A 23,319-nucleotide genomic window follows, 5' to 3' on the forward strand; every position below is an offset into this window, starting at 1 on the left:
CAGTCTACTCCGCCGCCTCGGCGATCTCTTCCATCGGCGGGCAGGTGCAGATCAGGTGGCGGTCGCCATAGACGTTGTCGACGCGGTTGACCGGCGGCCAGTACTTGTCGACCCGGAAAGCCCCCGGCGGGAAGCAACCCTGTTCGCGCGTGTAAGGCCGGTCCCAGTCGCGGACGAGGTCCTCCATCGTGTGCGGAGCCATCTTCAGCGGGTTCATGTCGCGGTCGATGTCGCCGTTCTCGATGGCGCGGATCTCCTCGCGGATCGCCAGCATCGCGTCGCAGAAGCGGTCGAGCTCGGCCTTGGTCTCCGACTCCGTGGGCTCCACCATCAGCGTCCCGGCCACCGGCCAGCTCATCGTCGGCGCGTGGAACCCGGCATCGACGAGGCGCTTGGCAATATCCTCCACCGTCACGCCGGCGCTCTTCTCGAACGGGCGGACGTCGAGGATGCACTCATGCGCGACCCGACCCTTGTCGCCGCGGTAAAGCACGTCGAAGGCGCCATCCAGCCGTTTGGCGATGTAGTTCGCGTTCAGGATCGCGACGCGCGTCGCCTGCGTCAGGCCCTTGCCGCCCATCATCAGGCAATACGCCCATGAGATCGGCAGCAGCGACGGCGAACCGAAGGCCGCCGCGCTGACCGCGCCATTGCCGCCGTTCGGATCGCCCGGCAGATGCGGCGCGAGGTGCGCCTTCACGCCGATCGGACCCATGCCGGGGCCGCCGCCGCCATGCGGAATGCAGAAGGTCTTGTGCAGGTTCAGGTGGCTCACGTCGCCGCCCAGATCGCCGGGCCGCGACAGGCCGACCATGGCGTTCATGTTCGCCCCGTCGATGTAGACCTGCCCGCCGTGCTCATGGGTGATCGCGCAGACCTCCTTCACCGTGCGCTCGAACACGCCGTGGGTGGAGGGGTAGGTGATCATGCAGGCCGCCAGCGCGTCGGAGTGCTTTTCCGCCTTGGCGCGGAAATCGTCGAGGTCGATGGAGCCCTTGGCGTCGCATTTCACCGCGACGACCTTCCAGCCGACCATCTGGGCCGAGGCCGGGTTGGTGCCATGCGCGTTGACCGGGATCAGGCAGACGTTGCGCTGCCCTTCGCCCCGCGCGCGCTGCCAGTCGCGGATCGTCAGCAGGCCAGCGTATTCCCCCTGCGCGCCGGAGTTCGGCTGCATGGAGATCGCGTCGTAGCCGGTGATCTGGCACAGCTTGTCGCTGAGATCGCCGATCAGTTCCGAATACCCCTTCGCCTGATCCTTGGGCGCATAGGGGTGGATCATCGAGAATTCGCGCCAAGACACCGGCATCATCTCGACCGCCGCGTTCAGCTTCATGGTGCAGGAGCCGAGCGGGATCATCGCGCGGTCCAGAGCGAGGTCGCGGTCGGCAAGACGGCGCATGTAGCGCATCATCTCGGTCTCCGCCCGGTTCATGTGGAAGACCTCGTGCTGAAGGTAGGGCGTCGTGCGCACCAAGTCCTCCGGCAGGCGGTATTCGGATTCTGCAGGGTCATCCTTGCGGACAAGGCCGAAGGCCCGCCAGACGGCTTCGATGGTCTGCGGGCGGGTGCGTTCGTCCAGCGTGATGCCCACCTTGGTCTTGCCGACCCGGCGCAGGTTCAGGCCCTGCTGGACCGCCGCCTGCAGGACGCCGCGCTGCAGGAGACCCACGTCCACCGTCACCGTGTCGAAGTAGACGTCGGGCTCCACCTTGAAGCCCGCGGCTTCCAGGCCTTTCACCATCCGCACCGTCTTGCGGTGGATCCGCTGGGCGATGGCGCGCAGGCCCTTGGGCCCGTGGAAAACCGCGTAGAACGAGGCCATGACCGCCAGCAAGGCCTGCGCGGTGCAGACGTTCGACGTCGCCTTCTCGCGGCGGATGTGCTGTTCCCGGGTCTGCAGCGACAGGCGGTAGGCGCGGTTGCCGTGGCTGTCCACCGACACCCCGACGATCCGACCGGGCATCGCGCGCTTCATGTCGTCCTTGCAGGCCATGTAGGCGGCGTGCGGGCCGCCATAGCCCACGGGCACGCCGAACCGCTGGGTCGACCCCACGGCGATGTCGGCACCCATGGCCGCCGGCTCCTTCAGCAGGCAGAGCGCCATCGGATCGGCGCTGACGATGCCCACGGCCTGCGCCTCATGCAGGGCGGCCATCTGGTCGGTCAGGTCGCGCACGTGGCCAAAGGTGCCCGGGTACTGGAAGATCGCGCCGAACACCTTGTCGGCTTCCAGATCCTCCGGCGCGCCGACGACGACCTCGATGCCCAGCGGTTCGGCCCGGGTCTTCATCACCGCGATGTTCTGCGGGTGGCAGTTCTCGTCGACGAAGAAGGTCTGCGCCTTCGACTTCGCCACGCGCTGCGCCATGGTCATCGCCTCGGCGCAGGCGGTCGCCTCGTCCAGAAGCGAGGCGTTGGCGATCTCGAGCCCGGTCAGGTCGCAGATCATCGTCTGGAAGTTCAGGAGCGCCTCGAGCCGGCCCTGCGATATCTCGGGCTGGTAGGGCGTGTAAGCCGTGTACCACGCCGGGTTCTCCAGGATGTTGCGCTGGATCGCCGGGGGCGTGATCGTGCCGTGGTAACCCTGACCGATCAGCGAGGTCAGCACCTTGTTCTTCTGCGCGACCTCGCGCATGCGGTGGATCAGCTCGCGTTCCGACAGCGCCTTGCCGAAGTCCAGTTCACCATCCCAGCGGATGTCCTCGGGCACCGTCTCGGCGATAAGCTGGTCCAGGTCGTCGATACCCAGGGCCGAGAACATCTGCGCCATCTCTTCCGGCGAAGGGCCGATATGGCGCCGGTTGGCGAAGTCGTAAGGCAGGTAGTCGATCGGATCGTAGGTCATGCGTCGTCTCCATCCGCGTCTTGCGGGACGGCGCGCTCCCTGCGCCCGCCCCATGTGTCGCGACGCCGGAGTCCCGCAGGACTCGGGCGTTTCCGATAGGAAACCTAGCATAGTCGCCGCAGGGACTTACAGGCCCTGCGGCGGAGAAATTCATCCGAAAGTCTTAGCCCGGACGCTTCTGCAAAAGCTGCATCACGTCAGCCATTTCCGGCCCGCGCTCCAGACCCGTGACGGCCTTGCGCAACGGCATGAACAGGCCCTTGCCCTTGCGGCCGGTGGCCTCCTTCACGGCGCCGGTCCACTGGCTCCAGGTCTCGGGACCGTAGGGCGGTTCGCCCAGCATGCCAAAGGCCTGCGCGACGAAGTCCTTGTCCTCGTCGGCCACCAGCGGCGTGGCCCCGTCGCGGAACAGCGCCCACCAGCCCGGCATGTCCTTGCGGGTGGTGATGTTCTCGCGCACGACCTGCCAGAACAGCTCTGCCTTGTCGTCGGGCACACCCAGCGCGCGCACCTCGTCGGCCACCGCCTCGAACGGCAGCGCGTGCATCTTCCTGGCGGTCAGCGGGTACAGGTCCTCGACGTCGAACTTCGTCGGCGCGGAGCCGAACTGTGACAGGTCGAAACCCTCCGCGATCTCGTCCATCGACATGCGCAGCTCAACGGGCTGCGACGACCCGAGGCGCGCCATCAGCGACAGCAGCGCTTCCGGCTCCACGCCCGCCTCGCGCAGGTCGCGCAGCGCCAGCGTGCCCAGCCGCTTGGACAGCGCCTCGCCCTGCGGGCCGGTCAGCAGCGAGTGGTGCGCAAAGGACGGCGGCGTGCCACCGAGCGCCTCGATGATCTGGATCTGCGTCGCGGTGTTGGTGACGTGGTCGTTGCCGCGCACAACGTGGGTGATCCCCATCTCCATGTCATCGACCACGGAGGCGATGGTATACAGCACCTGACCGTCGGCCCGGATCAGCACCGGATCGGACACCGACGCCGCGTCGATGGAGATCGGGCCGAGGATGCCGTCTTCCCACTCGATCCGCTCCTGGATCAGCTTGAAGCGCCAGACACCGTCGCCCCGCTCGGCCCGCATCTTCGCCTTCTCGTCGTCCGACAGCGCCAGGGCCGCGCGGTCGTAGACCGGCGGCTTGCCCATGTTGAGCTGCTTCTTGCGCTTCAGGTCCAGCTCGGTCGGGGTTTCCCATGCCTCGTAGAAACGGCCCATCTCGCGCAGCTTGTCGGCGGCCTCGGCATAGCGGTCCAGCCGCAGCGACTGGCGCTCGATCCGGTCCCAGGTGATCCCCAGCCATTCGAGGTCCTGCTTCAGCGCGTCGACGTAGGCCTCTTTCGAGCGCTCCGGATCGGTGTCGTCGATCCGCAGGACGAAGGTGCCGCCGCTCTTGCGGGCGATCAGAAAGTTGAACAGGGCGGTGCGCAAGTTGCCGACGTGGATGTAGCCGGTGGGCGAGGGCGCGAAACGGGTGACGGTCATGATGGGTGCCTCCTGACGAGGCGCGGTGTTTTCACACAAAGGGCATTTTGTCTAGGTATGGCAGGGTCCGGCGGGACATTTCCGCTTTGCGCCCCCGGACACGGCGCGGCATGGTGGCCGCAAAGGAAAGGCCGTCCATGTCCCAAGTTCTGACCGTCACGCTCAATCCCGCGCTCGACGTCGCCACCTCGGCGCTGAATGTCACGCCCGGGGTCAAGCTGCGCTGCACCGAACCCACGGTCGAACCGGGCGGCGGCGGCGTCAACGTGGCGCGTGCCATCACCCAGCTGGGCGGCAAGGCCCGGGCGCTGGTGGCGCTTGGCGGGCCGACGGGCGCGGCGCTGGAGCGCGAGCTGCACGCCCGTCACCTCGACGTGCTGCGGATCGAAGGCCCCGGCGAGACGCGGCAGAGCTTTGCCGTCACCGACGCCACCAACGGCGACCAGTACCGTTTCGTGCTGCCCGGACCGGCGTGGAGCACGTCGCAACTCGACGCCATGCTCGACACCATCGACACCGAATGCGACCCCGACGCCTTCGTCGTCCTGTCGGGCAGCATGCCGCCCGGGGCGGCGCCCGGATTCGTCACCCGCGCCTGCATCCGGCTGGGCACACGCCGGGTGATCCTCGACACCTCGGGCGAGCATCTCGAACACCAGGCCACCGCGCCGCAGCCCGCGCCCTACGTGCTGCGCATGGACAGTGCGGAGGCCAAGGCGCTCTCCGGTCAGGGGCTGGAGACCCGCGCCGAAAGCGCCGCCTACGCGGAGAACCTGCGCAAGCGCGGTGCGGCCGAGATCGTCATCATCGCGCGCGGCAAGGACGGGTCGGTCATGGCCGGACCGGACGGGCTGTGGCACACCTCTGCCGCCAACGATGTCGTCGTCTCTGCGATTGGTGCCGGTGACAGCTTCGTCGGCGGCTTCACCATGAGCCTCGCGCAGGGCCATCCCGCACCGGAGGCGCTGCGTCGCGGAGCGGCGGCGGCGGCGGCGGCGGTCATGAGCCCCGGAACCCAGCTTTGCCTGCCGGAGGACTACAAGCTCCTCCTGCCGCGGACGACCCTGACCCAGTTCTGACGGACACAGCGTTTCCATTCCGGAATATGGCCATGCGGGAGTCAACGTGGCAGGTAAGGCCTCATGCGCCTGTTTATCGCCCTTTCCCTGCCCCCGGAGGCCCGCGGACCGCTGACTGCCCTTCAGGAACGCCTGCCGGTCGGACGCCCCGTACCCGAAGAGAACCTGCATCTGACGCTGGCCTTCCTAGGTGACCAGCCCGACGAGGCGGTCGAGGCGCTGCATGACGCGCTGTCCACCCTGCGCGCCCCGGCGGTGCCCCTGACCCTGTCCGGTGCCGCGCTGTTCGGCGGCAAGAGCGGGCAGGCCGTGGGCCTCGAGGCGGACGGCGGCAAGGCACTGACGGAGATGTTCAACAGGGTACGCTCCCGCCTGCGCAGCGCCGGGGTGACGGTCGAACGGCGCCGCTTCCGCCCCCACGTGACGCTGGCGCGGTTGAAGGGCGGTGCGGATGCCTCCGGCGCGCTGTCGGTGCTGGCCGGTGCCTCTGTCGGTCCGGTGGTCGCCACTTCCTTCGGGCTGTTCCGGTCACACCTGAACCGCGACGGCGCGATTTACGAGGCGCTGGCCGTCTACCCGCTGGTGGTCTGACGCGCGGATGCCTATCTGCAGGCCATGACCCGCACCGACGCCGACACTTTCTACGAGATCGCCCGCGCCGCACTGAACGATCTGCCCGAGCCGTTTCGCGCCGGCACGGCGGACGTGGTGCTGCGGGTGGAAGACTGGGCGCCCCGCCGCATCCTCGACGAGATGGGCATCGACGACCCGCTGGAGCTGACTGGCCTTTATGAAGGCATCCCGCTGACCGAGAAGTCGGTCACCTACCCCTCCCCCTATCCCGATACCGTCTGGCTGTTCCGCAAGCCCATCCTAGAGGAGTGGCGCGAACGGCAGGTCGACCTGACCGATCTCATCACCCATGTGGTGGTCCATGAGATCGCGCATCACTTCGGGTGGTCCGACGAGGATATCGCGGTGATCGATCCCTGGTGGGAGTAGGGAAACACGGCATTTCGTGCGCAGAATTAGCAAATGGTTCCATGTTTTTCGAAAAAATTTCTTTGAAAACAATGTGGAACGTGTCGCCGTAACAGCCGTTGACCCCCCAGAAGCAAGACAATGGGAGCAACACCATGAAGACTTTTTACGCATCCGCACTCGCCCTGACCGTGGCCGCAACCGGCGCTTTCGCTGAAAGCCACACGAACGCAGAAGGCGACGCCGCGAAGGCGACCGATCAGACGACGATGACGCAGGAAGCAGACGCAACCGCGAACACCGATTCCTCGATGGACACGGGCATGGACTCCGGCGCCAAGCTGATCCGCACCCGCGACATCACCGGCGGTGACATCTACACCATGAACGAAGCCATGGACGAAGGCTCCGCCTGGGACATGCAGTACACCGAGGTTGGCGCCGACTGGAACGACATCGGCGAGATCGAGGACATCGTGCTCGACTCCAACGGCCAGATGATCGGCGTCGTGGCCGAGGTCGGTGGTTTCCTCGACATCGGTGACAAGCACGTGCTGCTTGAAATGACCGACGTGAAACTCGTGCCGGTCGACGACAAGACCTACGCCGTCGTGACCCGCCTGAACGAGGAAGACCTCGAAGCCAAGGAAGGCATCGACGAAGGTTTCTGGGACTGATCCAGTTCCATTCCATGAGAAAGGGGCCCATCGCGGGCCCCTTTTTTCGTGCGCGATCCGCAGGTTGGGCGCGATGCGTCCTAGCCTTCGTCCCGCCAGCGGTTCACAATCGGGTAGCGGCGGTCCAACCAGAAGGCGCGGCTGGTCAGCCGGGCGCCCGGCGCGGACTGGAACCGCTTGTATTCGCTGATGTAGAGCAGATGCTGGACCCGCATGGCGTCCTCGCGGTCGTAGCCCGCTGCCACGCAATCCGACACCGACCCGTCCTGATCCACGAGAATGTCGAGGATCGCGTCAAGCACCGGGTAATCGGGCAGCGAGTCGCTGTCCTTCTGGTCTTCGCGCAGTTCCGCCGAGGGCGGCTTGGTGATGATCCGTTCCGGGATGACCTCGCCCTCCGGGCCCTTCATCCAGCTGCGATGGTTGGCGTTCCGCCAGCGGCAGGTCTCGAACACACGGGTCTTGTAGAGATCCTTGATCGGATTGTAGCCGCCCGCCATGTCGCCGTAGATCGTGGCATAGCCCACCGCGACCTCGGACTTGTTGCCGGTGGTCAGCAGCATTTCCCCGAACTTGTTCGACAGCGCCATCAGCAAGAGCCCGCGGAGGCGCGACTGGATGTTCTCCTCCGTCAGGTCGGGCTCGGTGCCCTCGAACAGTGGCGCCAGCGTCTCGGTGATCGCGTCGCGTCCCTTGCTGATCGGCACGAAATCGTACCGGCACCCCAGCGCATTGGCGCAGGCCTTGGCGTCTTCCAGCGAATGTTCGGAGGTGTATTCGGACGGCAGCATCACGCAGCGCACGTTCTCCGCCCCCAGCGCATCCACGGCGATGGTCGCGACCAGCGCGGAATCGACGCCCCCAGACATACCCAGCAGGACTTTGCCGAATCCCGTCTTGCGGCAATAGTCGCGCAAGGCCAGGACCATGACGTTGTAATCCTGCTCCCACGCGCCGGGATGGGTGACGAATGTGCCTTCCTCCGCCTTCCAGCCTTCGTCGCCACGGACGAAATCGACGGTGGTCGTGACCTCCTCGAACACCGGCAGCTGCACGGCAAGCCGTGCGTGCGGGTTCAACACGAAGGAGCCGCCGTCGAACACCTGGTCGTCCTGCCCGCCCACCATGTTCAGGTAGGCCAGCGGCAGCCCGGATTCGATCACCCGGGCGATCATCTTGTTCAGGCGGGTCTCGTACTTGTTGCGGAAATAGGGCGAGCCGTTCGGCACCACGAGGATCTCCGCACCAGATTCCTCCATCGCCTCGACCACGTCCGGATACCACGCATCCTCGCAGACCGGCATGCCGACGCGCACGCCGTTGATGCTGACCGGCCCCTGCAACTGATCGCGCGAGAACAGCCGCACCTCGTCGAACACGTTGAAGTTGGGCAGGAAATACTTGTGCGTCACGGCAGCGATCTTGCCGCCCTGAAGGACGTAGTAGGAATTGTGCAGCTTCGCGCCTTCGGGACAGGGCCCGCCGATGGCCAGCGCGGGGCCGTCCGCGCAGGCCTCTGCCAGCGCCTCGATCTCGCGCACGGCCGCATTGACGAAGGCCGGCTTCACGATCAGGTCCTGCGCCTGGTAGCCGGTGATGAACATCTCGGGCAGCGCCACGAGGTCGGCGCCCTGCGCGCGTCCCTCCTCCCACGCGGCACGCGCCTTCGCGGCATTTCCGGCAAGATCCCCCACGGTGGGATTGAGCTGTGCCATCGTCAGGCGGAACCGGTCGGTCATCGCGCATCCTTTCGTCGTCGTCCTCCACATAGCGGCAGCTTGCGGTGGTGAAAAGCGCACCATGGCAAAAGACATTGCCCCGGGGCATCGCGTCCTTTACCACTCGGGGGACCTCAATCACCCGCTGGGAGGGGGCGGCAAGGCCATGAAAACCGTTCGCATTCTGTCTGTTCTGGGCGCCCTCGCACTGGGCTCTGCCGCCATGTCCCAAGAGGACGTGGTGACGAAGGAATACGACGACGGCGGGGTGTACGAAGGCACCTTCCTCGACGGGCTCCAGCACGGGCGCGGCACCTACCGCCTGCCCAACGGCTACGAATACACCGGCGAATGGGTGGAGGGCGAGATCCGCGGCGAGGGCGTCGCCCGCTTTCCCAACGGCTCGATCTACGAAGGCCAGTTCGCCAAGGGCAAACCCGAGGGCATGGGCAAGATCACCTTCGCCGACGGCGGCACCTACGAAGGCTCGTGGCTCGACGGCAAGATCACCGGGCAGGGCGTGGCAACCTACGCCAACGGCGTCCGCTACGAGGGCGCCTTCCGGAACGCGCTGCACCACGGCAAGGGCGTTATGACCGCGCCCAACGGCTACGTCTACGACGGTCAGTGGGTGAACGGCGTCAAGGAAGGCACCGCAAAGATCACCTACCCCGACGGCTCGGTCTACGAAGGCCGCGTGGCCAACGGCGAACGCGACGGCATGGGCAAGCTCGAGATGCCCGACGGCCTGATCTACGAAGGCACCTGGCGCGACGGCCAGATCGACGGCAACGGCAAGCTCACCCAGCCCAACGGCGACGTCTACGAAGGTGCACTGGTCGACGGCCGCCGCGAAGGCCAAGGCAAGGTCACCTACGTGTCCGGCGACGTCTACGACGGCGAGTTCAACAACGACCAGCGCCACGGCATCGGCACCTTCATCGGCAAGGACGGCTACCGCTACGAGGGCAACTGGATCACCGGCCAGATCGAGGGGCAGGGCAAGGTCACTTACCCCGACGGCTCGGTCTATGAAGGCGAGTTCACCGGCGATCTCGCCAACGGCACCGGCAAGATCACCTACCCCGACGGCGCCACCTACGAAGGCACCTGGGTCGACGGCGTGATCGACGGCAAGGGCATCGCCACCTATCCGAACGGCCTGCGCTACGAGGGCGGCTTCGTGAACGCCCGCAACGACGGCTTCGGCATCATGACCTATCCCGACGGCTACCGTTACGAGGGCGAATGGCAGGACGGCGAACGCCACGGCGCGGGCACCGCCACCTACCCGGACGGCACGGTCTACGAGGGACAGTTCCGCGACGGGCTGCGCCACGGCCAGGGCACGATCACCATGCCCACCGGCTTCCGCTACGTCGGCGCCTGGGCCAACGGCGAGATCAACGGCGAGGGTGTCGCCACCTACACCAACGGCGATGTCTACGAAGGCTCGTTCCGCAATGGCAAGCGCGAGGGCGAAGGCACCATGCGCTACGCCACGGGCGAACAGGCCACCGGCGAATGGATCGGCGGCGCGCTGACCCGCAACAGCACCACCACGCCCGCCCCCGGCACCGCCGGGACAGGGGATGCCCCCGGGTCCGAAGACACCGCCACCACCCCCGAAGATCCGCCCGCCAGCGAGTAATCCCCGACCGGCACGGACAACGGACCGACGCCCTCATCAGGCGCGGCCCGCCCCTTCATCTTGGCGAAAATACCTCCGCCGGAGGCGTCCCCACCTGCATCACGCAGCCCGGCGATCCCAATTCAAGCGCCCCTGAAACCAAACGAAAACGCCCCGCACGAAGGCGGGGCGTTCCTTGGTTCCGGTAAAGACTGTCGGCACGGGTGACGGCTCAGGCCATCCACCACCGCTCTGCCATGCGGGCGTTGTCCATCTGCCAGAGGTTGCCGACCTTGTCCGGGCTCGCGACCTTGTTGGAGATCGCCTGGACATAGTTCGCGAACATCGGCACCAGCACGCCGCCCTCGTTGCGCAGGATCATCTGCATCTCGCCGTACATGTCGCGGCGCTTCGCCGAATCGAGCTCGGCACGGGCGTTCACGAGCAGCTCCTGGAAACGGGCGCTGTCTTCCGAACCCCACTGGCTGTCGTTCCACGGCGCACCTTCCGCGTAGGCGGTCGAGAACATCCAGTCCTCGGTCGCGCGGCCCGACCAGTAGGAAGCGCAGAACGGCTTCTTCAGCCAGACGTTCGACCAGTAGCCGTCCGCCGGTTCCTGCACCACGTTGATGTTGATGCCGCCCGCCTTGGCCGAGGCCTGGAACAGCTGGGCCGCATCCACCGCACCCTCGAACGCCGCCGACGACGCCGAGAGGTCGATGTCGATGGACTCCATCCCGGCTTCCTTGAGGTAGAACTTCGCCTTGTCGGGATCGTAGGCCAGCTGCTCCATCTCGAGGTAGTACTGGTTGGCGGGGCCGATGGGGCTGTCGTTGCCCACCTGGCCGTGGCCCAGCAGGATCTTGTCCACCATCTCCTGGCGGTTGATGCCGTGCTTCAGCGCCTTGCGGACGTTGACGTCGCTGTAGGGCGCCAGGTTGGTCAGCATCGGGAAGATGTAGTGCTGGTTGCCCGTCACTTCCTGGATCCGGATCATCGGGTTCGCCTTCAGGAGCGCCTCGGTCTTGAAGTCGATCCGGTTGATGGCGTCCACCTGGCCGGTCATCAGGGCGTTCATGCGGGCGGTGTTGTCGTTGATCGCGATGTACTCGATCTCGTCGAAGAAGCCCGCCTCGTCACCCTTGTAGTGGTCGGGATAACGGGTGCCGACAAAGCGCACGCCCGGCTCGAACGACTGCACCTGGTAGAGGCCGGTGCCGATGCCCTTGGCGATGGCCTCCTCGATCATGCCCGCCGGGTAGATCAGGATGTGGTAGTCGGACAGCAGGTAGGGCAGGTCGGCGTTGCCTTCGGCCAGCGTCAGCTGCACCTGCAGGTCGCCGGTCTTCTTCATCTCGACGATGGGCTCGACGATGGGCTTCGCGGCGGACTTCGCGCCTTCCGCGATGTGCATCTGCAGCGACTCGATCACGTCGTCCGCGCCAAAGGCCTTGCCGTTGTGGAAGGTCACGCCCGATCGCAGGTTGAACGTCCAGGTCTTCGCGTCCGGCGTCGCTTCCCAGTCGGTCGCCAGCTCGCCGCGCAGCGAGCCGTCCGGCGCGATCTCGGTCAGGCTGTCGAACACCGCGCCCTGCGCGGAGGCGATCATGAACAGGTCGGAGTGTGTCCGCCCGTCCCAGTTGTCCGAGGTGTTGGCCCCGGACAGGCCGGCCCGCAGGCGGCCGCCCTTCTTGGCCTGGGCGCGCAGGGGCAGGCCGGAGGCCGCCAGCACACCGGCAGCGGCACCCGTGGTCAGTAGTCCGCGTCTGCTGATACGTGTCATTGTTTCGTCTCCCTGTTTTTATCTCCCCGCAGCCCGGAGGCCGTTGGGAACTTAATGATTCTTCGTGCAGTTTAAACGCAATTTCCCGCGAGCGATGCCCGCCTTCCGTCAGTCCATCCTGGTCACGGCGGCGTCGCCGATGTTGTCCACGCCACGCTCCGTCAGCAGGTTCGTCAGCCAGTCCGGGTCCATCTCCGGAACCGACGACAGCAGGAGGTCGGTGTAGGGATGGTGCGGCGGCCTGAACATCTCGGCCTTGGGGCCCTGTTCGACCACCTCGCCGTCCTTCATCACCACCACCTCGTCGGCGATGGAGCGCACGGTCGCAAGGTCGTGGGTGATGAACATGTAGGACAGGCCCAGTTCGTCCTGCAACCGCGCCAGCAGACGCAGGATGCCCTCTGCCACAAGCTGGTCGAGCGCGCTCGTCACCTCGTCGCAGATGATGAACTTCGGCTCGGCGGCCAGCGCGCGGGCGATCCCGATCCGCTGTTTCTGCCCGCCTGACAGCTCGGACGGCAGGCGGTGCAGGTACTGCTTAGCGGGCAGCTCGATCTGCTCCATCAGCTCCGCCACCCGGTCGCGCTTTGCCCGGCCGCGCAGGCCCATGTAGAACTCCACCGGACGCCCGATGATCTCGCCGATGGTCTGGCGCGGGTTCAGTGCCGTGTCCGCCATCTGGTAGATCATCTGGATCTGCCGCAACTGGTCGCGCGACCGCTTGCGATAGTCCGGGGGCAGCACGTCTCCGTCCAGCTCGATCCGCCCGATGCGCGGCGGCAGAAGCCCGGTGATGCAGCGCGCGGTGGTCGACTTGCCCGACCCGCTTTCGCCCACGACCGCCACCGTCCGGCCCGCGTGGATGTCAAAGCTCACATCGTGCAGCACGTCGATCTGGCCATAGGCCGCCGTCACGCCCTGCACCGAGATCACCGGCGTCGCATCCAGCGCGGGCGCGGGCTTGGCCGGGCGCACGAACTCCCGCACGGCCCAGAGGCTCTTGGTGTAGTCTTCCTTGGGGTGGGACAGCATCTCGCGGGTTTCGTTCTCTTCGACCTCGTCACCCTTCAGCAGAACCTTGATGCGGTCGGCCATCTGCGCCACCACCGCCAGGTCGTGCGTGATGTAGATCGCCGCCGTGTCGAACTGCTCGACGATGTCCCGGATGGAGGCCAGCACCTCGATCTGCGTCGTCACGTCCAGCGCCGTCGTCGGCTCGTCGAAGATGATGAGGTCGGGACGGCAGGCCATGGCCATCGCCGTCATTGCCCGCTGCAACTGGCCGCCAGACACCTGGTGCGGATAGCGAAAGCCGATCTCTTCGGGATTGGGCAGACGCAGGCGGCGGTACAGCTCCACCCCGTCCTCGGCGCTTTCGGACTTCGACGCGACGCCGTGCTGCACGGGCGCCTCGGTGTGCTGGTCGATCAGCTTGTGTGCCGGGTTGAAGGACGCCGCGGCCGATTGCGCCACGTAGGCGATGCGCTTGCCCAGTAGCTGGCGCTTGGTCTCCGCGCTCGCGGCCAGCAGGTCGATCCCGTCGAAGGTCACCGATCCGCCGGAAATCCGCACGCCGTCGCGGCAGAACCCCATGGCGGCAAGGCCCAGCGTCGACTTGCCCGCCCCCGATTCGCCGATCAGGCCAAGGACCTCGCCCTTCTTCAGGGTCAGGTCCACGCCCTTGATGATCGGGGTCCAGGTGTCGTCGGATCGCCCCTCGATCCGCACATCGCGCATTTCGACAAGCAGATCGGACATTCCTTACTCCTTAAGACCCGAGCTTCGGTGCAGCATCCAGTCCACCACGAAGTTCACCGCAACGGTCAGCAGGGCAATGGCACCCGCGGCCAGCAGCGGCGCGGCGGCGATCTGCGGCGCGAAACCCGCGTAGTTTATGAAGGCCGACAGGTCCTTCACCATCGTCCCCCAGTCGGCCAGCGGCGGCTGGATGCCGAGGCCAAGGAACGACAGCGCGGAAATCGTCAGGAAGACGAAGCAGAACCGCAGGCCGAACTCCGCCAGAAGCGGCGCGGTGGCGTTGGGCAGGATCTCTCTGAAGATGAGGTACAGCAGGCCCTCGCCGCGCAGCTTGGCCGCTTCGATATAGTCCATGACGACGATGTTCATCCCCACGGCGCGCGCCAGACGGAACACCCGCGTCGAATCGATCACCGCGATGATGAGGATCATGGCCATCGTCAGCCCGGTGCCAGACACCCACGCGCTCGCCACCGTGATGAGCAGGAGCGAGAAGATCAGCGACGGAATCGCCATCAGCACATCGACGCCCCGGCTCAGCACCTGGTCCATCCAGCCCTGCAGCGTCGCGGCAAGGAAGCCCAGCGTACCGCCCAGCAGGAAGGCCAGGACCGTCGTGGCAAAGGCGATGCCCACCGTGTTCTGTGCACCGTAGATCAGACGGGACAGGATATCGCGGCCGATCTGGTCGGTGCCCAGCGGGAAATCCGGGTTGCCGCCCACCGCCGGATTGCCGCCCGGCACGATGTTGGCCTGGCCAAAGACCTGCTCCTGCCCGTGCGGCGCCAGAACCCCGGCAAAGATCGCGAGGAAGGCGTAGATCAGGATCACGAGGATGCCGAAGGCCGCGGTCAGCGGCATGTGCTGGAACAGCTTCCGCGTGCCGGCCGTGCCCACGTGCCGCCCGACCAGCCGGAACAGGAAGGCCCCGGCGGCCGCGATGCCCACCCCCTGCACCGTCCAGCGGAAATAAAGGACAGAGGCGACGGGCGCCCCCGCTTCGTTCGCCTTGGGCTGGAAGTACAGCCAGATGCCGCCGATGATCACCGCGACGCCCAGCGCGTAACCGAAGGCCACGGCATAGTTCATGTCGCGGAAGTAGGGTTTGTTGCCGGTCGCCTTCTGCCCGACGAAGCGGAAAAGCCAGCCGGCCGCCGCCACGAGGGCAAGCGCGATGAGGACCTTGATCCAGATGCTCATTTCGGGTGCCTCAGACGGGGGTTGGTCAGGATCGACATGATATCCGCCGTCAGGTTCAGCAGGATGTAGGCCCCGGCAAAGATCAGGCAGCAGGCCTGCACAACCGGGATGTCACGGATCTTCACGCTGTCGACGAACAGCTGGCCGATGCCCGGGTAGACGAACACCACTTCGACGACCACCACGCCGGTGATGAGATAGGCGAGGTTCAGGGCGATGACGTTGATGATCGGTGCCAGCGCGTTGGGCAGCGCATGGCGGACGATCACCCGCATCGGCTTGATCCCCTTGAGGCGCGCCATCTCGATATACGGAGAGGCCAGCAGGTTGATGATCGCCGCCCGCGTCATGCGCATCATCTGCGCCGTGACCACCAGCGTCAGCGTCAGCGCCGCCAGCACACCCAGCGTCACCGCGAAGGGCACGGCAATCGCCGCCGTGACGCCCGCAAGGAACATGGTGTTGGCAAAACGCGGCGCGATCTGCGCCGCCACCGTTGTCCGCACGCCGCTGTCCGTTCCCACGAAAGAGGAGAAGTTCGCCTGCGCGAAGGAATTGCCCAGATCGCCCCTCAGCGCGTCGAACAACCATTCGAAGTACCGCACCACCGGGGACTGGTCCAGTCCGAGATCCCGCCGGATCGCCTCGACCGCTTCCGGGGTCGCGCCCTGGCCAAGGATGGCCTGGGCAAAGTCGCCGGGCAGCATGTTGACCGCCGCGAAGATCACGATGGAGACGATGAACAGAGTCAGGATGCCAAGGGCCAGACGCTGCAGGATGATGGTTAGGACCGGATTCACGTTCCCTGCGGTTCTTTTTTTATTGACTGTGGAGTCAACATTAACTGCCGCTCATTGTATGTAAACCCTCTTGGCGGGATATTTCGTCCATTGCTCTGACCAATTCCGCACTGATGCCCGGTTCCGACAGCGCATGTCCGGCATTGCGCACCATGCGAAGGTCCGCCTCGGGCCAGGCCTGCGCCAGCTCCCATGCCCGGCGTGGCGGGCAGATCATGTCGTAACGCCCCTGCACGATCACCCCCGGTGTGCCCTTCAGCCGGTCGATGTTGGCCAGGATCCAGCCGTCATGCTCGAGGAAGCCGTCGTTGGCGAAATAGTGGTTCTCCAGTCGGGCGAAAGCGCGGGCGTAGTGCCCCGGCGACTCGCCCCCGTTGCCGTTGGAATAGACCGTGGCCAGCGCGTTCTCCCACGCGCACCAGGCCTGCGCGTGCCGCGTCTCGGTCGGCAGGTCGCCGCAGAACAGCCGCTTGGCGTAGGCGCCGATCATGTCGCCGCGCTCTTCCTCGGGGATCAGGTGCGTGAACCGCGCCCAGGGTTCCGGCCAGAACTGCCCGGCGCCGCCGCCGTAGAACCATTCCAGCTCCGCCTTGGTCATCATGAAGACGCCGCGCAAAATCAGGTGGCTGACCCGGTCCGGATGGGTGATGCCGTAAACCAGCGCCAGCGTCGCGCCCCAGCTTCCACCGAACACCGCCCAGCGGTCGATGCCCAGCGTCTCGCGGATCATCTCGATGTCGGCCACCAGGTGCCAGGTCGTGTTGTTCACCACGCTGGCGTGCGGCTTCGACCGGCCGCAGCCGCGCTGGTCGAACAGCACCACGCGGTAAACCTGCGGGTCGAAGTAGCGCCGCATCGCCGGGCTGCAGCCGCCGCCCGGGCCACCGTGCAACACCACCACCGGCAACCCGTCGGGGTTGCCACACTGCTCGACATAGATCTGATGCCCGTCACCCGTATCGAGCGTACGCTGATCGAACGGGTCAACCGGAGGATATAGATACTGCGCTGCGCGCTTTTGGCCCGGGATTTTGTCCATGTCCTACCTATATTGGCCAAGCATAGGGAAAGACCATGGGGAATGTCATGACGACAACCGTCGACGCATCCGAGATCGCTAAATTCGAGGCAATGGCCGCCGAGTGGTGGGATCCGAACGGCAAGTTCAAGCCTCTGCACATGATGAACCCGGTGCGGCTCGATTACATCACCACCCAGATCGCCGGGGAATTCGACCGCCAACTCGGCACCGGAAAACCCTTCGCGGGCCTGCGCATCCTTGACATCGGCTGCGGCGGCGGGCTGCTCTGCGAACCCATGGCACGCCTCGGTGCCGAGGTCGTGGGCGTCGACGCCGCCCCCCGCAACATTCCCGTGGCCGAGGCGCACGCCGCGCAGTCCGGCCTCGACATCGACTACCGCCACACCACCGCCGAAGACCTCGCCGAGGCGGGCGAGCGATTCGATGTCGTGCTGAACATGGAAGTGGTCGAACACGTGGCCGACCCGCTGGCCTACCTGACCGCCTGCCGCCGCCTGCTGAAACCCGGCGGCCTGCACCTCTGCTCGACCATCAACCGCAACCCGAAGAGCTTCGCCATGGCGATCGTCGGCGCGGAATACGTGATGCGCTGGCTGCCGAAGGGCACCCACGAATGGTCGAAGTTCATCACCCCGGACGAGCTTTACGACCTCATGCGCCGCGCCGGGCTCGAGCCGGTGGACCGCAAGGGCTACGTGTTCAACCCGGTCTCCTGGCGCTGGTCGATCTCCGACCGCGACCTCTCCGTCAACTACGTGACCGCCGCGCTCGCCCCCGCGTCCTGAACCGCACCCGGCCCCACCCTTCATCTTGGCGGAAAATACCTCGGGGGAGCCGCTCCGCAGGAGCGGCGGGGGCAGCGCCCCCTCTCCCGCACGGCCGCGGGCGCTACCCCTCCAGCTTGCCGCGCAACTCCCGCAACACCGGGATCGCCGCGCGCACCTTCTCGTCGCCAAGGTCGGTCATCACCTCGTCGATCAGCGGCGTGATCGCCGCCAGCGCCGCATCGCGCGCCGAACGCCCCGCGGGCGAGATCGACACCATCTTGCGCCGCGCGTCGTCCCAGTCGGGCCGGATGTGCACGTAGCCGGCGATCTCCAGCTTCGACAGCGTGTTGGTCATGGCACCCCGCGTCACGTGAAACGACCGGGCCAGTTGCGCCGGGCTCTTCTCGCCGCCGCGCGCAAGCTGGTTCAGCACCGAGAAGTGCGAGATCTCCATCCGGTTCGGCAGCACCTTGGTCAGCCGCGCCCGCAACAGCTGGTCCGCGACCAGCAGCTCGCTGAACAGCGAGATGGCAAGCGCGCTGCCGTCGCTCATGTCTCCGGACCCGTGAATGCGCGGTCGTGGGTCAGGGCGGGCACCTTGCGCCGCGCCTCGGCCACTTCCGACAGGTCGATGTCGACCACGTGGACCCCGGGCTTCGTCCCGGCGTCGAGGATCACCTCGCCCCAGGGCGAGACCACCAGCGAATGGCCCCAGGTCTTGCGTGCCCGGCCATGGCGCGCCGGATGTGTGCCGCATTGCGCCGGCGCGAGGACGAAACAGCCGGTCTCGATCGCCCGCGCCTGCAACAGCGGCATCCAGTGCGCGGGTCCCGTCCCGGGTGAAAAGGCCGCCGGCACGGTCAGGATCTCCGCGCCCGCCTGCGCCAGTGCGCGGTAGAGGTAGGCGAACCGCAGGTCGTAGCAGACCGTCAGGCCGATGACACCGACATCGGTCCGCGCGACCACCGCCTGCAACCCCGGCACGTAGCCCGACGATTCCCTGTAGGTCTCCGTCTCCGATACCTGCACGTCGAACATGTGCATCTTGTCGTAGCGCGCCACGATGCCGCCCGAGGGGTCGATCAGGAACGACCGGTTGACGAAGCGGTCCTCCGGCGGCTCGGCCTTCAGCGCCAGCGACCCCGCCAGCACCCAGAGGCCGCTCGCCGCCGCCTGCGCGCACAGCCCGGCCAGCACCCTGTCGTCGCCCTCCTGCCGCAGGACCTCCGTCTGGTGCGCGCGATCCATCGAGACGCAGTTGCACACCTCCGGCATCAGCACGATCTCCGCGCCGTCGGCCTTCGCCTCCTTCAGCATCCTGCGCATGGTGGCGAGGTTGTCCCCCGGATCGTCCGAGGAGGTCATCTGCAGCAGGGCAACCCGCATCAGCCCGCCAGCAACGGGTCGAGCTTGCCCTCCCGCTCCAGCGCCGCCAGGTCGTCGTAGCCGCCGACGTGGGTCTCGCCGATGAAGATCTGCGGCACGGTGTGGCGGCCGTGGGCGCGGTCCATCATCTCCGACCGGCGCGCGGGTTCGCGCATGACATCGATCTCGTGAAACTTGACCCCCTTGGAGGTCAGGAGCCTTTTGGCCGCGTGGCAGTAGCCGCAGATCGGGGTGGAATAGATTTCGACGTTTTGCATGGTGCGTTTCCTTTCGGTCCATGGACCTTTGACGGAAACTTAGGGGTCTTTGGCGACGCGCGCCAGAACGGAGACGCATACCTCCTGTGCGCCCGCAGACAGACAGGCCTCGGCCGAGGCGGCGAGCGTCGCCCCCGTGGTCATCACGTCGTCCACCAGCAGCACCCGCCGGCCCGCCATCAGCCCTTCCCGCCCGGCGCGGACGGCGATCCGGCCCGACAGCACCTCGAACCTCTGGGCGCGCGTCTTTCCGTCCAGCAGAGGCGTCGCCTGCCGCCGCACCAGCGCGTCGGGGCACCAGTCGATCCCCAGCCTGCGCGCCAAGGCCCGGGCCAGCAGCGCCGACTGGTTGTAGCGCCGCGAAAGGTGGCGGTGCAGGTGCAGCGGCACGGGCACCACCAGCGTCTCCGGCGTCACCATGTCGCGGCTGACCCGGGCCATCCACGCCGCCGCGGGTGCCGCGATGTCCTGCCGGTCGCCATGCTTCAGCGCCAGCACCAGCCGCCGCCCCACGTCCGCATAGACCAGCGCCGCCCGTCCCTTCACCCACGGACGCGCAACCGTCAGGCAGTCGTCGCAATGCTCCACCGTCCCGGACTCCCCCGGCAGCGGCACCCCGCACAGGTCGCATGTCAGCCCGGTGATGAACCGCGTCTCGCGCCAGCAGGCGCCGCAAAGGCCGAAGTCCGTCTCCACCAGCCCGCCGCAGGACAGGCAGCGCGGCGGATAAACAAGCTGCAGGAGGGTTTGCATCCGCGCGGTCCAGAAATTATCTGCTCTCATATGGACACCCCTCCCCGCCTGACCGACCGGGCCGCCCTGACCCGCAATCGCCGCCGCGCCGACAAGGGCGCGCTGTTCCTGCACGACATTGCGCGGGACGAGGCGGAGGATCGGCTGGCCATGGTTAACAGGACCTTTACCGCCCCCGCCGTGGTGACGCCCTTTCCCGACGTCTGGCGGCAGACCTTCCTGGAGGCGCGCCTTGTCGAGGATACGGAGATCCTCGACCTGACCCCCGGCGCCCATGACCTCGTGATCCACGCGCTCTGCCTGCACTGGGCCGACGATCCGGTGGGCCAGCTCATCCAGGTGCGCCACGCGCTGAGACCCGATGGCCTTGCCCTCGTGCTGGCCTTCGGCGGCCAGACGCTGCACGAGTTGCGCGCAGCTCTTGGCCAGGCCGAGGCCGAAGTGACCGGCGGGCTCTCGCCCCGCGTCCTGCCCATGGCCGAGATCCGCGATCTGGGCGCCCTGATGCAGCGTGCCGGTCTGGCCCTGCCGGTGGCCGACAGCGCGCCACTCGACGTCAGCTACCGCAACGCGCTGCACCTGATGCAGGAACTCCGCGCCATGGGCGAGGGCAACGCGCTCGACGCGCGGATCAGGCGCTTCACCCGCCGCCGCGTCCTCATGCGCGCCGCCGAGATCTACGCCGAAAGCTACCCGGCAAAGGACGACCGCGTCCGCGCCACCTTCGAGATCCTGACCCTGACCGGCTGGGCGCCCGACGCCAGCCAGCCGCAGCCCCTCCGCCCCGGCAGCGCGGCAAAGCGTCTGGCCGACGCCCTTGGTACGCAGGAAACGCCGTTGAAAGATTGACCTGCCAGCATGACGCGATACCTAGCTGGCGAAACATTCCAAAAAGGGGACATAACCGATGCTGGATGGCACGACGACCGGGACGCGACCCGCGCACGCCCCCTCTGACCACCCGAAGGTCGCAACCGGGAAGGTGGGCGTCCTGCTCGCCAACCTCGGCACGCCGGACGGCCACGATTACTGGTCCATGCGGCGCTACCTGAACGAGTTCCTGTCGGACCGCCGCGTGATCGACTACGCGCCGTGGAAATGGCAGCCGCTCCTGCAACTGGTGATCCTGTCCAAGCGGCCCTTCACCTCCGGCGCCGCCTACCGCTCCATCTGGAACAACGAGGCGAACGAGTCGCCGCTGATGACGATCACCAAGGCGAAGACCGCCAAGATCGCCGCCCGCATGGCCGAAGAATACGGCGACCAGGTGGAGGTCGCCTTCTGCATGCGCTACGGCAACCCCTCGACCCAGTCGAAGGTCCGCGAGCTGGTGGAAAAGGGCTGCCGCAAGATCCTGTTCTTCCCGCTCTACCCCCAATACGCGGGCGCCACCTCCGGCACCGCGAACGACCAGTTCTTCCGCGCCCTCATGGCCGAGAAATGGCAGCCCACCGCGCGGATCGTCGACCCCTACTTCGAGCATCCGAAATACGTGGAGGCGCTGGCCCAGTCGGTCGAACGCGCCTATGCCGCGGCCGAGCAGAAGCCCGAGCTTCTGATCTGTTCCTATCACGGCCTGCCGCAGCGCTACCTGATGGAAGGCGACCCCTATCACTGCCAGTGCCAGAAGACGACGCGCCTGTTGAAAGAGCGGCTCGGATGGGACGATTCGCAGATCAAGACCACGTTCCAGAGCCAGTTCGGCCCCGAGGACTGGCTGCGTCCCTACACCGTCGAAGAGGTCGCCCGGCTGGCGAAGGAAGACGGAGTGAAGCGCATCGCCATCTGCGCCCCGGCCTTCTCGGCGGACTGCATCGAAACGCTGGAAGAGATCAACGAGGAGATCAAGGAGAGCTTCGAACACGCCGGCGGCGAGAGCTTCACCTACATCCCCTGCCTGAACGACGACGACGCCCACATCGAGGCGCTCAGCACGGTGATCGGCGAAAACCTGTCAGGCTGGGTCCGCTGAAAAAGAAGGCAGGTCTTGGGGCAGGCGCCCCCGGACCCGCCACACCTTGACCCGGAAATGAAAAAGGCGGTGCCGTTGCACCGCCTTTTCTATTCTCAAAGCCCGCACGGTTGCGGGTGCTTCTGACGATTAGTCAGCAGCAGCAGCCGCAACGATTGCGATCAGCAGCAGCGGGATCAGCAGAGCTGCGGAAGAAGAAGACGCCTGGGTCTCTTCAACAACAACAACCGGCTCGACTTCCATGACAACGTCGTCCTTAGCGTAGGAACCGGCCATTGCGGAAGTTGCAGCAGCTGCAAATGCGGCGGCGAGTGCGAGTTTCTTCATGTTATCCTCCAGATATTCGCCTGCCGCGGCCATAGTGGTCCGTACGACAGGCACCCAAGACTTACCTCGTGACTCGTTCTAAGCAGCATTTCGAAGGCTTTGCAATTGCTTCTTAACGCGCGAAATTCGCCGCTCGCCCGAGTGTCGTCAAATTAGCAACACCTGAGTGCCCACGGACGCCATCTCGTACAGGGCCTCGATATGCTCGTTGTAAAGACCGATGCAGCCGTTCGAGGAGCGGCGGCCGATCTTGCGCGTGTCGTGGGTGCCGTGGATGCGGTAATACTGCCAGCTCAGGTGCATCGCGCGGGTGCCCAGCGGGTTGTCCGGGCCGGGGCCGACATAGTCCGGCCACTCCGGGTTGCGGATCTTCATCGCCGGGGTCGGGCGCCAGTCCGGGTTCGGGTCCTTCAGCGTGATCGAGGTGCGGCCGCGGCGCGTCAGGTCCTCGGTCAGCGGAACCGAGCACGGGTACAGGTGATACTGCCCGCTTTCCTGCCAGTAATGCAGCGCGCGCGAGGAAATATCGACGAGAATCGCACCTTTCGAAAGGTTCGAGAAGTACGGCTGCCAGTTCAGCGTCCGGAAGCTGGAGATGTTGCGGCGCACCGAGGAATTCAGTTCGCGCTCGATCTCCGTCGTGCCTGCTCCGTTCACCTGTGCCAGTGCCGGTGTCGCAAGGGTAGCGGCTGTCGCGGCAAGAAATGCACGGCGGCCAATGGTAAAGCGTGGCGTGTCAGCCATGATTCAAGCTCCTGATCAGGGGATGTCCTGCCTGTGGGTATAATATGGCCTGAATGCCTCAGTCGCAATTCAAAGGCTTGTCATCACGCAGCTTCACGCCGATGTGCGTTTGAT

General features: G+C 66.3%; 22 protein-coding genes. 8 read left to right on the forward strand and 14 right to left on the reverse strand.

The window, feature by feature from the left end; all coding sequences use genetic code 11:
* Nucleotides 1-4 precede the first annotated feature (4 nt).
* Together gcvP and gltX are read right to left on the reverse strand one after the other, a co-directional pair.
* The gene (gene gcvP / locus ACU0DV_RS13800; protein ID WP_446241646.1) at nucleotides 5-2,848 is read right to left on the reverse strand and encodes an aminomethyl-transferring glycine dehydrogenase; all 2,844 of its coding nucleotides are present in this window, start codon (nucleotides 2,846-2,848) and stop codon (nucleotides 5-7) included.
* 163 nt (nucleotides 2,849-3,011) lie between these two features.
* The gene (gene gltX, locus ACU0DV_RS13805) at nucleotides 3,012-4,331 is read right to left on the reverse strand and encodes a glutamate--tRNA ligase (RefSeq protein WP_446241647.1); all 1,320 of its coding nucleotides are present in this window, start codon (nucleotides 4,329-4,331) and stop codon (nucleotides 3,012-3,014) included.
* A gap of 137 nt (nucleotides 4,332-4,468) precedes the next feature.
* Here gltX and ACU0DV_RS13810 point away from each other — a divergent pair, with 137 nt between their 5' ends.
* The 4 genes from ACU0DV_RS13810 (at nucleotide 4,469) to ACU0DV_RS13825 (ending at nucleotide 7,068) form a co-directional block, all read left to right on the forward strand.
* Nucleotides 4,469-5,410: a 1-phosphofructokinase family hexose kinase gene (locus tag ACU0DV_RS13810; RefSeq protein ID WP_254698402.1), complete on the forward strand. Its 942-nt coding sequence runs from the start codon at nucleotides 4,469-4,471 to the stop codon at nucleotides 5,408-5,410.
* Nucleotides 5,411-5,473: 63 nt separating this feature from the next.
* The gene (gene thpR / locus ACU0DV_RS13815) at nucleotides 5,474-6,001 is read left to right on the forward strand and encodes an RNA 2',3'-cyclic phosphodiesterase (RefSeq protein WP_446241648.1); all 528 of its coding nucleotides are present in this window, start codon (nucleotides 5,474-5,476) and stop codon (nucleotides 5,999-6,001) included.
* Between the two features lie 24 nt (nucleotides 6,002-6,025).
* On the forward strand, nucleotides 6,026-6,412 hold the full coding sequence (locus ACU0DV_RS13820; RefSeq protein WP_100928640.1) for a metallopeptidase family protein: 387 nt from the start codon (nucleotides 6,026-6,028) through the stop codon (nucleotides 6,410-6,412).
* Between the two features lie 134 nt (nucleotides 6,413-6,546).
* Complete coding sequence (locus tag ACU0DV_RS13825) at nucleotides 6,547-7,068, forward strand: PRC-barrel domain-containing protein (protein WP_100928641.1); 522 nt, start codon at nucleotides 6,547-6,549, stop codon at nucleotides 7,066-7,068.
* Nucleotides 7,069-7,148: 80 nt separating this feature from the next.
* Here ACU0DV_RS13825 and ACU0DV_RS13830 read toward each other — a convergent pair whose 3' ends face one another.
* Entirely contained in the window at nucleotides 7,149-8,807 is a 1,659-nt protein-coding gene (locus ACU0DV_RS13830; protein WP_446241649.1) for an NAD+ synthase, read from the reverse strand.
* Between the two features lie 145 nt (nucleotides 8,808-8,952).
* On the opposite strand from ACU0DV_RS13830, the gene ACU0DV_RS13835 reads away from it, so the two are divergent.
* Nucleotides 8,953-10,437, forward strand: a complete 1,485-nt coding sequence (locus ACU0DV_RS13835) for an MORN repeat-containing protein (RefSeq protein WP_446241650.1) — start codon at nucleotides 8,953-8,955, stop codon at nucleotides 10,435-10,437.
* Between the two features lie 211 nt (nucleotides 10,438-10,648).
* Here ACU0DV_RS13835 and ACU0DV_RS13840 read toward each other — a convergent pair whose 3' ends face one another.
* From ACU0DV_RS13840 to pip, 5 genes are all read right to left on the reverse strand, one after another.
* A complete protein-coding gene (locus tag ACU0DV_RS13840) occupies nucleotides 10,649-12,199 on the reverse strand; it encodes an ABC transporter substrate-binding protein (protein ID WP_100928643.1) in 1,551 nt (516 codons plus the stop codon).
* A 108-nt stretch (nucleotides 12,200-12,307) separates the two neighbouring features.
* Nucleotides 12,308-13,957 (reverse strand): ABC transporter ATP-binding protein, encoded by a 1,650-nt coding sequence (locus tag ACU0DV_RS13845; RefSeq protein WP_283981654.1) that lies wholly within the window; start codon nucleotides 13,955-13,957, stop codon nucleotides 12,308-12,310.
* A 3-nt stretch (nucleotides 13,958-13,960) separates the two neighbouring features.
* Nucleotides 13,961-15,157, reverse strand: a complete 1,197-nt coding sequence (locus ACU0DV_RS13850; RefSeq protein ID WP_446241651.1) for an ABC transporter permease — start codon at nucleotides 15,155-15,157, stop codon at nucleotides 13,961-13,963.
* On the reverse strand, nucleotides 15,154-15,957 hold the full coding sequence (locus tag ACU0DV_RS13855) for an ABC transporter permease (RefSeq protein ID WP_446241652.1): 804 nt from the start codon (nucleotides 15,955-15,957) through the stop codon (nucleotides 15,154-15,156). Before ACU0DV_RS13855 ends, ACU0DV_RS13850 begins: the two co-directional genes overlap by 4 nt.
* Before the next feature lie 40 nt (nucleotides 15,958-15,997).
* Entirely contained in the window at nucleotides 15,998-16,996 is a 999-nt protein-coding gene (pip, locus tag ACU0DV_RS13860; protein ID WP_283981656.1) for a prolyl aminopeptidase, read from the reverse strand.
* A 47-nt stretch (nucleotides 16,997-17,043) separates the two neighbouring features.
* Between pip and ubiG the strand changes: the two genes are divergently transcribed.
* Nucleotides 17,044-17,784, forward strand: a complete 741-nt coding sequence (ubiG, locus tag ACU0DV_RS13865; RefSeq protein WP_370311497.1) for a bifunctional 2-polyprenyl-6-hydroxyphenol methylase/3-demethylubiquinol 3-O-methyltransferase UbiG — start codon at nucleotides 17,044-17,046, stop codon at nucleotides 17,782-17,784.
* Nucleotides 17,785-17,887: 103 nt separating this feature from the next.
* Here ubiG and ACU0DV_RS13870 read toward each other — a convergent pair whose 3' ends face one another.
* The 4 genes from ACU0DV_RS13870 to ACU0DV_RS13885 are packed head-to-tail and all read right to left on the reverse strand — an operon-like array spanning nucleotide 17,888 to nucleotide 20,192.
* The gene (locus tag ACU0DV_RS13870) at nucleotides 17,888-18,319 is read right to left on the reverse strand and encodes a MarR family winged helix-turn-helix transcriptional regulator (RefSeq protein ID WP_100928649.1); all 432 of its coding nucleotides are present in this window, start codon (nucleotides 18,317-18,319) and stop codon (nucleotides 17,888-17,890) included.
* Nucleotides 18,316-19,152, reverse strand: coding sequence for a carbon-nitrogen hydrolase family protein (locus ACU0DV_RS13875; RefSeq protein ID WP_446241653.1), 837 nt, complete (start codon nucleotides 19,150-19,152; stop codon nucleotides 18,316-18,318). The genes ACU0DV_RS13870 and ACU0DV_RS13875 overlap by 4 nt, the downstream gene beginning before the upstream one ends.
* Nucleotides 19,152-19,409, reverse strand: coding sequence for a glutaredoxin 3 (grxC, locus tag ACU0DV_RS13880; protein WP_446241654.1), 258 nt, complete (start codon nucleotides 19,407-19,409; stop codon nucleotides 19,152-19,154). Before grxC ends, ACU0DV_RS13875 begins: the two co-directional genes overlap by 1 nt.
* A 39-nt stretch (nucleotides 19,410-19,448) precedes the next feature.
* Nucleotides 19,449-20,192 (reverse strand): ComF family protein, encoded by a 744-nt coding sequence (locus ACU0DV_RS13885; RefSeq protein ID WP_446273553.1) that lies wholly within the window; start codon nucleotides 20,190-20,192, stop codon nucleotides 19,449-19,451.
* On the opposite strand from ACU0DV_RS13885, the gene ACU0DV_RS13890 reads away from it, so the two are divergent.
* Both ACU0DV_RS13890 and hemH read left to right on the forward strand, forming a co-directional pair.
* Nucleotides 20,193-21,011, forward strand: coding sequence for an SAM-dependent methyltransferase (locus tag ACU0DV_RS13890; protein ID WP_446241656.1), 819 nt, complete (start codon nucleotides 20,193-20,195; stop codon nucleotides 21,009-21,011). It begins immediately after the preceding gene.
* Nucleotides 21,012-21,069: 58 nt separating this feature from the next.
* The gene (hemH, locus tag ACU0DV_RS13895; RefSeq protein ID WP_100928654.1) at nucleotides 21,070-22,134 is read left to right on the forward strand and encodes a ferrochelatase; all 1,065 of its coding nucleotides are present in this window, start codon (nucleotides 21,070-21,072) and stop codon (nucleotides 22,132-22,134) included.
* Between the two features lie 129 nt (nucleotides 22,135-22,263).
* Here the strand turns inward: hemH and ACU0DV_RS13900 are convergent, their stop codons facing one another.
* Nucleotides 22,264-22,461, reverse strand: a complete 198-nt coding sequence (locus tag ACU0DV_RS13900) for a hypothetical protein (RefSeq protein ID WP_040604523.1) — start codon at nucleotides 22,459-22,461, stop codon at nucleotides 22,264-22,266.
* Nucleotides 22,462-22,608: 147 nt separating this feature from the next.
* Nucleotides 22,609-23,205 carry a L,D-transpeptidase gene (locus tag ACU0DV_RS13905; protein WP_100928655.1) on the reverse strand — a complete coding sequence of 199 codons (597 nt, stop codon included), beginning with the start codon at nucleotides 23,203-23,205 and terminating at the stop codon, nucleotides 22,609-22,611.
* Nucleotides 23,206-23,319 lie beyond the last annotated feature (114 nt).

The sequence above is a fragment of the Sagittula sp. genome (assembly GCF_052825245.1).